The sequence below is a fragment of the Sphingomonas citri genome (assembly GCF_019429485.1).
GTDB lineage: Bacteria > Pseudomonadota > Alphaproteobacteria > Sphingomonadales > Sphingomonadaceae > Sphingomonas > Sphingomonas citri.
In genome coordinates, this window is record NZ_JAHXZN010000007.1 from 91,831 (window position 1) to 104,068 (window position 12,238).

At 70.0% G+C, this 12,238-nt stretch carries 15 protein-coding genes; 10 read left to right on the forward strand and 5 right to left on the reverse strand.

Translation table 11 applies throughout. The features are described from left to right. Positions 1-67: 67 nt before the first annotated feature. From rho to hemE, 3 genes are all read right to left on the reverse strand, one after another. Positions 68-1,324, reverse strand: a complete 1,257-nt coding sequence (gene rho / locus KZ820_RS16755) for a transcription termination factor Rho (RefSeq protein ID WP_132908431.1) — start codon at positions 1,322-1,324, stop codon at positions 68-70. Positions 1,325-1,479: 155 nt separating this feature from the next. Then, positions 1,480-1,935, reverse strand: a complete 456-nt coding sequence (locus tag KZ820_RS16760) for a CopD family protein (protein WP_219749797.1) — start codon at positions 1,933-1,935, stop codon at positions 1,480-1,482. A gap of 15 nt (positions 1,936-1,950) precedes the next feature. Beyond that, positions 1,951-2,991 (reverse strand): uroporphyrinogen decarboxylase, encoded by a 1,041-nt coding sequence (gene hemE / locus KZ820_RS16765; protein WP_219749798.1) that lies wholly within the window; start codon positions 2,989-2,991, stop codon positions 1,951-1,953. Positions 2,992-3,311: 320 nt separating this feature from the next. On the opposite strand from hemE, the gene KZ820_RS16770 reads away from it, so the two are divergent. The 10 genes from KZ820_RS16770 (at position 3,312) to KZ820_RS16815 (ending at position 9,590) form a co-directional block, all read left to right on the forward strand. After that, positions 3,312-4,142: a pyruvate, water dikinase regulatory protein gene (locus KZ820_RS16770; RefSeq protein WP_132908428.1), complete on the forward strand. Its 831-nt coding sequence runs from the start codon at positions 3,312-3,314 to the stop codon at positions 4,140-4,142. A 5-nt stretch (positions 4,143-4,147) separates the two neighbouring features. Further along, positions 4,148-4,735 (forward strand): Maf family protein, encoded by a 588-nt coding sequence (locus KZ820_RS16775; protein ID WP_219749800.1) that lies wholly within the window; start codon positions 4,148-4,150, stop codon positions 4,733-4,735. After that, positions 4,732-5,547 carry a shikimate dehydrogenase family protein gene (locus KZ820_RS16780; RefSeq protein WP_219749802.1) on the forward strand — a complete coding sequence of 272 codons (816 nt, stop codon included), beginning with the start codon at positions 4,732-4,734 and terminating at the stop codon, positions 5,545-5,547. Before KZ820_RS16775 ends, KZ820_RS16780 begins: the two co-directional genes overlap by 4 nt. Before the next feature lie 7 nt (positions 5,548-5,554). After that, positions 5,555-6,148: a dephospho-CoA kinase gene (gene coaE / locus KZ820_RS16785; protein WP_219749804.1), complete on the forward strand. Its 594-nt coding sequence runs from the start codon at positions 5,555-5,557 to the stop codon at positions 6,146-6,148. A gap of 8 nt (positions 6,149-6,156) precedes the next feature. Then, on the forward strand, positions 6,157-6,852 hold the full coding sequence (dnaQ, locus tag KZ820_RS16790; RefSeq protein ID WP_219749806.1) for a DNA polymerase III subunit epsilon: 696 nt from the start codon (positions 6,157-6,159) through the stop codon (positions 6,850-6,852). 54 nt (positions 6,853-6,906) lie between these two features. Next, positions 6,907-7,497 carry a ribosome hibernation-promoting factor, HPF/YfiA family gene (gene hpf / locus KZ820_RS16795; protein WP_219749986.1) on the forward strand — a complete coding sequence of 197 codons (591 nt, stop codon included), beginning with the start codon at positions 6,907-6,909 and terminating at the stop codon, positions 7,495-7,497. A 31-nt stretch (positions 7,498-7,528) separates the two neighbouring features. Further along, positions 7,529-7,999 (forward strand): PTS sugar transporter subunit IIA, encoded by a 471-nt coding sequence (locus tag KZ820_RS16800; protein ID WP_219749808.1) that lies wholly within the window; start codon positions 7,529-7,531, stop codon positions 7,997-7,999. Next, a complete protein-coding gene (locus KZ820_RS16805; protein ID WP_219749810.1) occupies positions 7,986-8,447 on the forward strand; it encodes a PaaI family thioesterase in 462 nt (153 codons plus the stop codon). Before KZ820_RS16800 ends, KZ820_RS16805 begins: the two co-directional genes overlap by 14 nt. Then, complete coding sequence (locus KZ820_RS16810) at positions 8,444-8,779, forward strand: DUF1491 family protein (RefSeq protein WP_219749811.1); 336 nt, start codon at positions 8,444-8,446, stop codon at positions 8,777-8,779. The genes KZ820_RS16805 and KZ820_RS16810 overlap by 4 nt, the downstream gene beginning before the upstream one ends. Before the next feature lie 172 nt (positions 8,780-8,951). After that, entirely contained in the window at positions 8,952-9,590 is a 639-nt protein-coding gene (locus KZ820_RS16815) for a cell wall hydrolase (RefSeq protein ID WP_219749813.1), read from the forward strand. A gap of 199 nt (positions 9,591-9,789) precedes the next feature. On the opposite strand, the gene KZ820_RS16820 is transcribed toward KZ820_RS16815, so the two are convergent. Together KZ820_RS16820 and KZ820_RS16825 are read right to left on the reverse strand one after the other, a co-directional pair. Continuing rightward, positions 9,790-11,199 carry a M20/M25/M40 family metallo-hydrolase gene (locus KZ820_RS16820; RefSeq protein ID WP_258048280.1) on the reverse strand — a complete coding sequence of 470 codons (1,410 nt, stop codon included), beginning with the start codon at positions 11,197-11,199 and terminating at the stop codon, positions 9,790-9,792. 61 nt (positions 11,200-11,260) lie between these two features. Continuing rightward, complete coding sequence (locus tag KZ820_RS16825; protein WP_258048281.1) at positions 11,261-12,214, reverse strand: aspartyl protease family protein; 954 nt, start codon at positions 12,212-12,214, stop codon at positions 11,261-11,263. Positions 12,215-12,238 lie beyond the last annotated feature (24 nt).

The window sequence follows — 12,238 nt, forward strand, 5'->3', positions numbered from 1 at the left end:
GATAATCGGAGCGAGCTTTCACCCGCCTGTCACGCCCGCCCCGAGAGACCGCGGGCGCGAAAGCGGCTTACTGGTTCATCGAGTCGAAGAAATCGTCGTTCGTCTTGGAATCCTTCATCTTTCCGAGCAGGAACTCCATCGCGTCGACGGTACCCATCTGCATCAGGATGCGGCGCAGCACCCACATCTTGCTGAGCTTGTCCTTCTCGACCAGCAGTTCCTCCTTGCGGGTGCCGGACTTGCCGACGTCGATCGCGGGGAAGATGCGCTTGTCGGCGACCTTGCGGTCGAGCACGATCTCGGCGTTGCCGGTGCCCTTGAACTCCTCGAAGATCACCTCGTCCATGCGGCTGCCGGTGTCGATCAGCGAGGTCGAGATGATGGTGAGGCTGCCGCCCTCCTCGATGTTGCGCGCCGCGCCGAAAAAGCGCTTGGGGCGCTGCAGCGCGTTGGCGTCGACACCGCCGGTCAGCACCTTGCCCGACGAGGGCACCACGGTGTTGTAGGCGCGGCCGAGGCGGGTGATGTTGTCGAGCAGGATAACCACGTCCTTCTTGTGCTCGACGAGGCGCTTGGCCTTCTCGATCACCATCTCGGCGACCTGCACGTGGCGCGTCGCCGGCTCGTCGAAGGTGGACGAGACCACCTCGCCGTTGACCGTGCGCGACATGTCGGTGACTTCCTCGGGGCGCTCGTCGATGAGCAGCACCAGCAGAAACACCTCGGGGTGGTTGTGGCTGATCGCACGCGCGATGTTCTGCATCATGATCGTCTTGCCGACGCGCGGCGGGGCGACGATGAGGCAGCGCTGGCCCTTGCCGATCGGCACGACCACGTCGAGCACGCGGCCCGACCGGTCTTTGATCGTCGGGTCCTCGATCTCCATCTTGAGTCGCTCGTCGGGGTAGAGCGGCGTCAGATTGTCGAAGTTGACGCGGTGGCGGACGCGCTCCGGGTCCTCGAAATTGACCTGGGTGATCTTCACCAGCGCGAAATAGCGCTCGCCGTCCTTGGGCCCGCGGATCTCGCCCTCGACCGTGTCGCCGGTGCGCAGGCCGTGCTTCCGCACCTGGTTGGGGCTGACGTAGATGTCGTCCGGCCCGGCAAGATAATTGGCCTGCGCCGAGCGGAGGAAGCCGAAGCCGTCGGGCAGCACCTCGATCGTGCCCTCGCCCATGATCTGCTCGCCGTTCTCGGCCTGCACCTTGAGGATGGCGAACATCAGATCCTGCTTGCGCAGCGTCGACGCGCCCTCGACCCCGAGCTCCTCGGCGAGCTGCACGAGGTCGGCCGGGGCCTTCTTCTTCAAATCCTTCAGATGCATGTAGACGTGTCCGATGTGCTCGGGAGTGGGGGGAAGCTCGGCCGGCGAATACGCTCGAGATACGAAGCTGTAGAGGAGGCGGGAGACCGGGACCGGTCACGCCGTGACCGCGAGGTAAGAGTCGGCCGCGGCTTAGTCAAGCCGGCACGCGCGGCTCAGAACGGCTTCACGATCACCAGGATGACGATCAGCACCGCGGCGATCGCGGGCACCTCGTTGACGAGCCGCAACGCGCGGTTTGAGAGGGTCGCGCGGCCAGCGGCGAGCTTGCGCGCATAGCCCACCGCCCAGCCGTGATAACCCGACAGCAGCACGACCAAAACGATCTTGGCGTGGAGCCAGCCCAGCCCCGGCGCGCCGTCGGCAATGCCGGCGTTGAGCGCGAGCGCGATGCCGAGGATCCACACCAGGATCATCGCCGGCGTGAGGATGATCGCGCGCAGCTTGCCCTCGCGCTCGACCCAGCGCGCCGCCTCGGCCGGGTCGGCCAGCCCTTCCTGGTGATAGACGAGATAGCGCGGCAGCATGAACATGCCCGCCATCCAGAAGATCACGAAGATGAGGTGCGCCGCCTTCACCCAATCGTAGGTCGCGCCAAGGAAACCCGCCATGGTCATGCTCCGCCCTTACGCGCCGCGGACGCGCGCGACCAGATGCTCGACGTGCGCCACGGGCGTGTGCTGGCCGATGCCATGGCCCAGGTTGAACACGTGGGGCCGCTCGGGGAAGGCGGCGAGCACGCGATCGATGCCGCGGTCTAGCGCGGCGCCGCCGACGCGCAGCGCGAGCGGGTCAAGGTTGCCCTGCACCGGCAGCCCTTCCGGCAGCACGCGGTCAGCCCAGGTCGGGTCGACCGTCTCGTCGAGTCCGATCGCGTCGACCGCAGTGCCCGCGGCGTAGGCGGGGAGCTTGCCGCCGGCGCCCTTGGGGAAGCCGATGATCGTCGCGCCGGGGCGTCGCGCGCGCAGGCCGTCGACGATGGCGCGGTTGGGGGCGATCACCCAGCGCTCGAACTGCTCGGGCGAAAGGCTTCCCGCCCAGCTGTCGAACAGCTGCACCGCGTCCACCCCGGCGTCGAGCTGCGCGGCGAGATAGTCGACCGTCAACGCGACCACCGCCTTGATGATCGCGGTGAATGCCGCGGGATCGCGATAGCCGAACAGCCGCGTCTCCTCCTGGTCGCGGCTACCCTGGCCCGCGACCATGTAGGTCGCCACCGTCCAGGGTGAGCCGGCGAACCCGAGGAAGGTCGTCGCTGGGGACAGCGCGGCGGCGACGCCGCGCACCGTGGCGTAGACCGGGTCGAGCCGCGCTGGCGCCGCCTCGAGCGATGCCAGCGCGGCGTCGACCAGCGCGGGTGTGAGCCGCGGCCCCTCGCCGGCGCCGAAGCTGAGCTCCTGTCCGAGCGCCCAGGGCACCATCAGGATGTCGGAGAACAGGATCGCGCCGTCGAAGCCGAAGCGGCGGATCGGCTGGAGCGTCACCTCGGCCGCGGCCTCCGGGTCGGTCGCGAGCGCGAGGAAGCCGCCCTTCTCGGCCCGGAGCGCGCGATATTCGGGCAGGTAGCGCCCGGCCTGGCGCATCAGCCACAGCGGCGGGCGCTCCTGCCGCTCGCCCTGCAACGTGCGCAACAGCGGTTTGATGGTCTCGATCGGGGAAGTGGGCACGGGTGAGATCGTCCTCGCCCCCTTCAGATAATAGAATCTCGAAGAAGGTTGTTGATGCGGATGGCACGTGGGTTGCGGTGGCTTAATCCGCCGTCACCGGAAATGCCAACAGCTTGACCGCGCGAGTCCGACGCGGCGTCAGCGATTCGGCGCGCCTCGTCCCCGCTATCCACAGGCTGTGGAGGAACATCGCGGCTGCGGACGAGATTGTGGATGGAATCGGATTCATCCACCGCCGCGGCGTTCGCTTGGCGGCGCGGGCGAGTTGCGCTAGCGCCCGTCCCCATGTTGTCCACAGTTCGATCCCCAGGCGGCTGAGGATGGTGCGCCTCCACCTCCATCTGCTCTCCGATTCGACCGGCGAGACGCTGGAGAACATCGCCAAGGCGGCGCTGGCGCAATATGACGACGTCGAGACGGTGCGGCACTTCTGGCCGATGGTGCGCACCGAGATGCACCTCGACCGCATCCTCCAGGAGATCGCGCAGAACCCCGGGCTGGTGGTGTTCACGCTGGTGAACCCGGTGACTCGCGCTGCGCTGGAGAATCGCTGCCGCGCGCTCGGCCTGCCGACGGTAGCGCCGCTCGACCCGGTCAACGACGCGCTGTCGATGCTGCTCGGCCAGCAGGCGAAGGCGCGCCCGGGCCGCCAGCACGTGCTCGACGCGGCCTATTTCGCGCGCGTCGACGCGATCCAGTTCACCATCGCGCACGACGACGGGATCGCGCACGAGGACTGGGAGGAAGCCGATATCGTCCTCGCCGGGGTGAGCCGCTCGTCCAAGACGCCGACCTCGATCTATCTCGCCAACCGCGGCTACAAGACCGCCAACATCCCGATCGTGGTGGAGAGTCCGCCGCCCGCCTCGCTGTTCGCGCTCGACTATCCCTTGGTGGTGGGGCTGACGACCAGTGCCGACCGGCTGATCCAGGTGCGCCGCAACCGGCTGCTCTCGCTCAACCAGGCGCCCGAGACCGACTACGTCGACCAGGACGCGGTGGCGCGCGAGATCGCCTTCGCGCGCCGCATCTTCGCTGATAACGGCTGGCCCGTGATCGACGTCACGCGGCGCTCGATCGAGGAGACCGCGGCGGCGATCATCGCGTTGGTCAACGAGCGCCGCGGCACCGCCACCCGCACCACGGACTGACCGACATGCTGATCCTCGCCTCGCAGAGCGCCTCGCGCACCGCCATGCTGTCCGCCGCGGGCGTGCCCTTCACCGCCGAGCCGGCGTACGCCGACGAGGCCGCGCTCAAGGCGGCGATGGCCGGCGCGCGTCCGCGCGATCTCGCCGACGCGCTCGCTGAATTGAAGGCGCTCAAGGTCTCGGCGCGCCATCCCGGGGCGCTGGTGCTCGGGTCGGACAGCCTCGCGGTGCTGGACGACGGCAGCGTGCTCGATAAACCGACCACGCGCGAGGAAGCGCGCGATCACCTCCGGCGCATGTCGGGGCGGCACCACGATCTGGTCAGCGCCGCGGTGATCGCGGAGAATGGCCGGCCGGTGTGGCGCGTCGTCGATGCCGCGCGGATCGCCGTGCGGCGGCTGTCCGACGCGTTCATCGAGACCTACCTCGATGCCGAGTGGCCAGCGATCGCGGGCTGCGTCGGCTGCTACCGGATCGAGGGGCCGGGCGTGCAGCTCTTCGCCAAGGTCTCGGGCAGCCAGTTCACCGTGCTCGGCATGCCGCTGCTGCCGGTGCTCGACTTTCTCCGCACGCGCGAGGTGCTGCCGACGTGACGACTCCCTATGCCGAGGTGATCGGCGACCCGATCGACCACTCCAAGTCGCCGCTGATTCACCGTTTCTGGCTGGAGGCACTGGGGATCGCGGGCGACTATCGCGCCGAGCGGGTGGCCGCGGACGATCTCGGCCGCTTCTTCGCGGCGCGCGCGCGCGACCCCGACTGGCGCGGCTGCAACGTCACCGTGCCGCACAAGGTGGCGGCGCTCGACCATGTCCCCGATCCCGGCGGGGTGCGCCGCTCGATCGGCGCGGCCAACACCGTGTTCCGCGACGAGTCGGGCAAGCTCGCCGCGACCAACACCGACGCCGCCGGCTTCCTCTCGCCGATCGCCGACCTCGATCTCGCCGACGCGGCGGTCACGGTGGTCGGTGCCGGCGGCGCAGCGCGCGCGGTGCTGTTCGCGCTGTCGAAGGTGGGGGTAGGGCGCGTGACCCTGCTCAATCGCACGCCGCTCAAGGGTGCCGCGCTGCTCGCCGGCTTCGGGCTCAAGGGCGACGCGCTCCCGCTCGAGGCGCGGCTGCGCCCCGACACCGCGCTGCTGGTCAACACCAGCGCGCTTGGCATGGCCGGGCAGCCGCCGCTGGCGCTCGACCTCGATCCGTTGCCCGACGATGCGCTCGTCTACGACATCGTCTATGCCCCGCTCGAGACGCCGCTGCTCGCCGCCGCGCGCGCGCGCGGCCTCGACACGGTCGACGGGCTGGAGATGCTGATCGGCCAGGCCGCGCTCGCGTTCGAGCTGTTCTTCGGCGCCGCGCCACCGCGCGAGCGCGACGAACAATTGCGCGCGCTGCTACTGGCGTGAGCGCGCGATGATCGTGCTCGGACTCACCGGCTCGATCGGCATGGGCAAGACCACGGTGGCGCGGATGTTCGCCGAGGCGGGCGTGCCCGTGTTCGACGCCGACGCGGTGGTCCACCGCTTGCAGGGTTCTGGCGGCGCGCTGGTCCCGGCGATCGCGGCGCGCTTTCCGGGGACCACCAGCGCGGCAGGGGTGGACCGAGCCGCGCTCGGCGCCGCCGTGCTGGGGGACGAAGTCGCGCTACGCGACTTGGAGGCGATCGTCCACCCCGCGGTCGCGGCCGAGCGCGCCGCCTTCCTCGCGCGCCACGCTGCCGCGCCGCTGGTGGTGCTCGACGTCCCGCTGCTGTTCGAGACCGGCGGCGACGCCGCGGTCGACCAGGTCGCGGTGGTGTCCGCGGCGCCGGCGGTGCAGCGTGAGCGTACGCTGGCGCGACCGGGCATGACCGCGGCCAAGCTCGACTCGATCCTCGCGCGCCAGCTGCCCGACGCCGAGAAGCGCGCGCGCGCCGACGCGGTGATCGCCACCGACGTGCCGCTCGCCGAGACGCGCGCGGCGGTGCTGCGCCTGATCGCTTGCGCCAGCGCCGCGGCGGGTCGATAACGCTGCGCATGCGCGAGATCGTCTTCGATACCGAGACCACGGGGCTGAGCTTCGTCGGCGGCGACCGGATGGTGGAGATCGGCTGCGTCGAGCTGGTCAACCGCTGCGAGACCGGGCGCACCTTCCACGCCTATTTCCATCCCGAGCGCGACATGCCCGAGGAGGCCGCGCGCATCCATGGGCTGCGCATCGACTTTCTCTCCAAGCACCCGGTGTTCGCGCTCGGCGTCGACGCCTTGCTCGAGTTCATCGGCGACGCGCCGCTGATCGCGCACAACGCGGGGTTCGACTTCTCCTTCCTCAACGGCGAGCTCGAGCGCTGCGGCCGCACCGCGGTGTGCCGCTCGCGCATGGTCGACACGCTTCAGCTCGCACGCACGCGCCACCCCGGCGCCAAGCACACGCTCGACGCACTGTGCAACCGCTACGGCATCGATCGCTCGCACCGCGTGCTCCACGGCGCCTTGCTCGACGCGCAGCTGCTCGCGCAGGTCTATGTCGAACTTCAGGGCGGCCGGCAGATCGGGCTCGGGCTGGTGAGCGAGCCGATCATGGTGACCGCCGCGACCGCCAGCAGCGTGCCGGCGCCGGCGCGCGCGCGGCCGCCGCGGCTCTTTTCGGCGAATGCGGCGGAACTGGCCGCGCATGCCGCGTTTCTGAAGGGGGTCAAAGAACCCCTGTGGGGGGCCGACGCGTCCGGATGACGCGCTTAGCACCAGCCGGGCAGGGGCTCGACCGGCAACGATGGAGAAGAGATGATGGATATCCGGGTATCAGGTCACCAGGTGGCGATCGGCGACGCGCTGAAGGCCCATGTGCAGGACCGGCTCCAGGGTATCGCTGACAAATATTTCGCGCGCGCCATCTCGGCCGAGACCACCTTCGGCAAGGGCCCGCACGACAACGGCTTCACCTGCGACATCGTCGCGCACGTGACGCGCGGGCTGGTGTTGAAGGGGCGCCACGACGCGCATGACGCGCATCTGTCCTTCGACGGCGCCGCCGAGAAGATCGAGAAGCAGCTGCGCCGCTATGTCCGCCGCCTCAAGGATCGCGCCCCCGCGCACGCCGCGGCCGAGGCCGATAAGGACAGCAACGGCTATGACAATGCCGGCTACACGCTCTTCGCCGAATCGACCGACGAGGACGAGGCCGGCGACGCGCCGCTGGTAATCGCCGAGACCCGCGTCGACGTGCCCGACGCGAGCGTCTCCGACGCGGTGATGATGCTCGACCTGCGCAACACCCAGGCGCTGCTGTTCCGCAATGCCGGCACGGGCTCGTACAACATGGTCTATCGCCGCGGCGATGGCACGATCGGATGGGTCGAGCCGCAGCGCGCTGGCTGAGGCGCGCGCGGCCGCCTACTTGGCATCGATCATGGCGACTGACCTGAGCGACCTGCTCGTGCCGGAGCTCGTCGTCGTGGGACTGCCCGCGGCGTCGAAGAAGGCCCTCTTCACCCAGCTCGGTGTGCTCGCGGCGCCGTGGGTGGGGCTGGACGCACGCGCCGTCGCCGAGGGGCTGGCCACGCGCGAGAAGGAGGGGTCGACCGGTTTCGGCGGCGGCGTCGCGATCCCGCACGCGCGGCTCGCGGGCATGCAGCGGGTCGCGCTGATCGTGGCGCGGCTGGCGCAGCCGCTCGGCTTCGCCGCGGTCGATGACGTCGCGGTCGACGTGGTGGTGGCGATGCTGTCGCCGCCCCACGCTGGAGGAGAGCATCTGAAGGCGCTGGCCCGCGTCGCACGCCGGTTCCGCGACCGTACCCTGGTCGCCAAGTTGCGCGGCGCGGGCTCGCCCGACGCGATCTACGCGCTGCTCACCGCGGACGACACGCGTGACGCCGCCTGAGGGAGCCGCGGCGCATCACCGCGCGCTCGAGTCGCTGTACGCGGCGGCGCCGATCAACCGTCTATTCGAGTCGCGGCTCGAGATCGTCGAGCCCGGCGTCGCGCGGATCCGCTTCCGCGTCGACCAGCGCCACTTCCACGCCGCGGGTGCGGCGCACGGCACCAGCTATTTCAAGATGCTCGACGATGCCGCCTTCTACGCATGCAATAGTCTGGTGACCGACCGCTTCCTGCTCACCACCCAGTTCAGCCTGCTGCTTACCCGCCCGCTCGGCGAGGGCGAGGTGGTGGCGGAGGGGCGCTGGGTCAGCGGCCAGCGCCGCGTCTTCGTCGCCGAAGCGCGATTGATCGCGGCCGACGGCGAGGAGGTGGCGCGCGGCACCGGTACCTTCATGCGCTCGCGGATCGCGCTCGCCAGCCTGCCCGGCTACGCGGCAACCGCGGCGTGAGCGCGCGGCTGCCCACCCATCTCGCGGTCGGCGCGCTGCTCAGGCGAGTCAACGACAGCGGGGGCATGGCGGTGGTGCGCGCCTCGGGTGAGGCGCAGTCCGGGGCGGTGCTAGTGCTGCTGTGCGAGGGCCGCTCGCTGCGCGCGGTGGAGCGGATGCGGGGGATCGACGACCGCGACGTGCTGATCGCCGCCGGGCCCGACGACGGCGACTCGGCCGCGGTGGAGGAATACTGGCGTTTGCGACGGCGTCGTGACCCCGACCTCTGGGTGATCGAACTGGACGTCCCGGACGCCGAACGGTTCGTCGCTGAAACGATGCTGGTCGATTGACGCTGTTAACCCATCGCCCGTAGCGAGATGGGATCGACAACAGGCGTTGTGCCGATGCGGGGTGCGATCCCGAACGGTGACGCAGTCGGGGGGGCACCCGGTCGGTCTTTTGAGCAGCTAACGCTGGTTCAGCGACCGTTTCCGCGTACCCACCGCATAAACAAGACGTGGAATGCCATTAGGTTCCCGCGCTGCAGCTTTCGCAGCGTTCACTGCCTCGATCGTCTCGCTGGCCCTGCAGAGCGCGCCCGGCCTCGCCGCCGAAGTGCCGACGCTCCCGGGTGTCACCGCGAGCCAGCTCGCCGTCACCGACGCGGTTCCCGCGACGGCGACGCCGGCGTCCGACAACGCCGACCAGATCCTCGACCAGGCCGCTGCCGACCAGGCGGACGAGCAGGTCGCTTATCCCACCCTCGCTGCCGCGGTCGCCGACCAGTCGATCCCGTCGAACACCGACGAGGACATGCGCTGCCTCGCCGGTGCGATCTATTTCGAGTCGCGCGGTGAGCCGCTGAGCGGTCAGCTCGCGGTCGCCGAGGTGATCCTCAACCGCACCAAGTCGCGTCGCTTCGGCGGCAGCGTGTGCGACGTCATCACCCAGAAGGGTCAGTTCTCCTTCGTGCGCGGCGGCGTGATGCCGTCGGCGCCGTCGAACGACGACTGGCGCACCGCGATGGCGGTGGCCAAGGTCGCGATGAAGGACGCTTGGGAAACCGACGCGTCGAACGCGCTCTATTTCCACCACCGCAGCACGGGCCGCGCCGCCGGCCAGCGCGTCGCCTCGATCGGCAACCACGTCTTCTTCCGCTGAGCGCCGCCGCGCTCGCGAGGGATGGGGTGAGCGTCTCCGGGCCGCGCTGATCGGGCCAGGATAACCCCAACAACTTCGTCACCCCGGCGGAAGCCGCGGTCCAGCTACGGAACGGATGTGGGTCTTACCACGGCCTTCCCAGCTAAACCCCGGCGTTCGCCGGGGTGATGCGTTGATGGCGCCTCGCTTATTCTTGTCGTCAGCCCGCATACGCCTTGGCGAGGTCGAACAGATAGTCGCGCGCGGCGTAGAGCGACACGACCCGGATGCGCTCGTTGAGCCCGTGCACGCCGTTGAAATCTGGGTCGAGGAAGGTCCCCGGCACGCCGTAGACCGGGATGCCGATCGCCTCGAGGAACACCCCGTCGGTCGCCCCCGTCGACATCGTCGGCAGCAGCGGCACGCCGGGGAAATGCTTCTTCGCCAGCGCCTCCATCGGGCCGATGATCTTCGGGTCGAGCGTCGGCGGCACCGCGGTGGGGCGGATCGGTTGGTTGGCGGTGACGGTCACCTTGCTGCCCGCCAGTGCGCGCAGCTTGGCGAGCGTGCCGTCGACCGTCTCGCCCGGGAAGATGCGGCAGTTGACGTTTGCGGTGGCGCGCTGCGGCAGCGCGTTCTCGGCATGGCCCGCGCTCAGCAGCGTCGCCACGCAGGTGGTCCGCAGCGTCGAGTGCATCACCTTGTCGCGGCTGACGATCACGTCCGCGGCGCGGTCCTGCGGGTTGGCCAGCAGCCGCGTGATCGCCGCCGCCTGCTCGCCGCCGACCCGCTGCGCGGTTGCGGTGAAATAGGCGCGCGTCGTGTCGGTGAACCGCACCGGAAACTCGTAGTTCTGCACCGCCTTGATCGCGTCGGCGAGCTCGTAGATCGCGTTCTCCGGCACCGGCGTGGAGCTGTGCCCGCCCGGGTTCGTCGCCAGCAAGGTGTAGTTCTGCGCCGCCTTCTCGCCGACCTGCACCGCCAGCAGCTGGCGCTTGCCCTTCGCGTCGAGCCGCCCGCCGCCGCCCTCGTTGAGCGCGAACTCGGCCGCGATCAGCTCGGGGCGGTGCTGCGCCAGCCATTGCGCGCCGTTGAAGGCGAAGGTGGTCTCCTCGCCGCAGGTCAGCGCCAGCTTGATCGTGCGCTTCGGCCGGTAGTTCTGCGTCCGGAAGCGGATCATCGCATCGGCCCAGATCGCGGACATGGCTTTGTCGTCCACCGCGCCGCGCGCGTAATAATAGCCGTCCTCCTCGACCAGCTTGAACGGGTCGCGTTGCCAGTCGGCGCGCTTGGCCTCGACCACGTCGAGGTGACCGAGCAGCAGCATCGGCTTCAGCGCCGCGTCGCTGCCGCGCAGCACCGCGACGACGCCGCCGTCTTTGGGGTGCTCCGGGGTGGAGAAGAGCGTCACGTCCGCGTCAGCATAGCCCGCGCGCTTCAGCCGTGCCGCGACCTGCTCCGCCGCCTGGGTGCAGCTGCCGACGTTGACCACCGTGTTGGTCTCGACCATCTCGCGGTAGAGATCGAAGAAGGCCCTCTCGTCCGGACGCGCCTGCGCCGTCGCGCTGCCTGCCACCATCGTCCCCACCAGCAGCCCGGCGAGCAGCGCCGCCATCCCGATCCCGCGCATCGATCCTCCCTCGTCCGTCCGCCGCCAGCCTCGCAGCGAAGAGGGCGGGGCGCAACGGGGCTCAGCCGCTGCGGCGCAGGTCGCGCGGCAGGAGGAGGCGCAGCTCGCGGTTGGCGAAATCGATGTGAACGCGGCGGAACAGCCGCAGCGCGTCCATCCCCAGCATCAGCGCTGGCTTGTCATCGATGCCGAAGACTCGGAACGGCGCGGCATCGGCGAAGGCGATCGGCAGCGCACGGATCTTGGCCGGCCCCAGCGTCATCTCGGGCAGCAGCGCATAGTCGGCGGAGATCTGCACCCCGAGCACGCTGGTCAGCACCGTGGTCTCGCCGCGCCGGCCCGCCAGCAGCCGGCGCAGTGCCAGATTGCCGAGGCTGACACTGGTGCCGGTATCGAGCACGACGCGCACGCGCCGCCCCGCGACGGTGGCGCTGGTGACGACGAGCTGGCCGAACAGGCTGCGCGCCTGGATCACGATCTCGCCGGGCTCGCGCTTGAGCCGCTCGCGCTTGCTGGACGGCGTGACCTGCATCCGCTGCGCGTCGAAGTCGATTGTCAGCGCCTGCCCCTGGAGCGTGTCGATCCCGAGCATGCCCGGCGCGCCGAGATGACGCGCCTCGAACATCGGCGCCTCGATCCGCTCGCCGCCGACCCTGGCGACCGGCTTGGGGCTCACCGACAGGGTGGGAAGGATGGCGGTGTCGACCTCGCTCGTCCCCGCCATCGCGACCACGCGCACGCGGCGCCCGGTAGCGAGACCGAGGTGCGCGGCGAGCTGGCGCGAGATCACGCTGCGCTGCGCGCCGGTGTCGATGATGAAGGGGAAGGGCCCTGCGCCGGCGATCTCGACCGGGACGGTCATGCGATCCTCGGCTGTGAGGAAGTCGAGCGCGTCGCCGGCGTCGGCGGGCAGGTCATCGGGAAGCGTCACCGGGACGACCCCGAGCGCCGCCGTCGATGCAGGGGAGGGCGCTCCCGCCTGCGCCGACGCCGGCAGGGCGATGCTGGCCAGCATGAGCGCGAGCCACCTCTCCATGAC

Bases quoted from the DNA above. Each gene is read 5' to 3' on its own strand.
- rho (WP_132908431.1), bottom strand. From the start codon at position 1,324: ATGCATCTGAAGGATTTGAAGAAGAAGGCCCCGGCCGACCTCGTGCAG.
- KZ820_RS16760 (WP_219749797.1), bottom strand. From the start codon at position 1,935: ATGGCGGGTTTCCTTGGCGCGACCTACGATTGGGTGAAGGCGGCGCAC.
- KZ820_RS16770 (WP_132908428.1), top strand. From the start codon at position 3,312: ATGGTGCGCCTCCACCTCCATCTGCTCTCCGATTCGACCGGCGAGACG.
- KZ820_RS16775 (WP_219749800.1), top strand. From the start codon at position 4,148: ATGCTGATCCTCGCCTCGCAGAGCGCCTCGCGCACCGCCATGCTGTCC.
- coaE (WP_219749804.1), top strand. From the start codon at position 5,555: ATGATCGTGCTCGGACTCACCGGCTCGATCGGCATGGGCAAGACCACG.
- dnaQ (WP_219749806.1), top strand. From the start codon at position 6,157: ATGCGCGAGATCGTCTTCGATACCGAGACCACGGGGCTGAGCTTCGTC.
- hpf (WP_219749986.1), top strand. From the start codon at position 6,907: ATGGATATCCGGGTATCAGGTCACCAGGTGGCGATCGGCGACGCGCTG.
- KZ820_RS16800 (WP_219749808.1), top strand. From the start codon at position 7,529: ATGGCGACTGACCTGAGCGACCTGCTCGTGCCGGAGCTCGTCGTCGTG.
- KZ820_RS16815 (WP_219749813.1), top strand. From the start codon at position 8,952: ATGCCATTAGGTTCCCGCGCTGCAGCTTTCGCAGCGTTCACTGCCTCG.
- KZ820_RS16820 (WP_258048280.1), bottom strand. From the start codon at position 11,199: ATGCGCGGGATCGGGATGGCGGCGCTGCTCGCCGGGCTGCTGGTGGGG.
- KZ820_RS16825 (WP_258048281.1), bottom strand. From the start codon at position 12,214: ATGCTGGCCAGCATCGCCCTGCCGGCGTCGGCGCAGGCGGGAGCGCCC.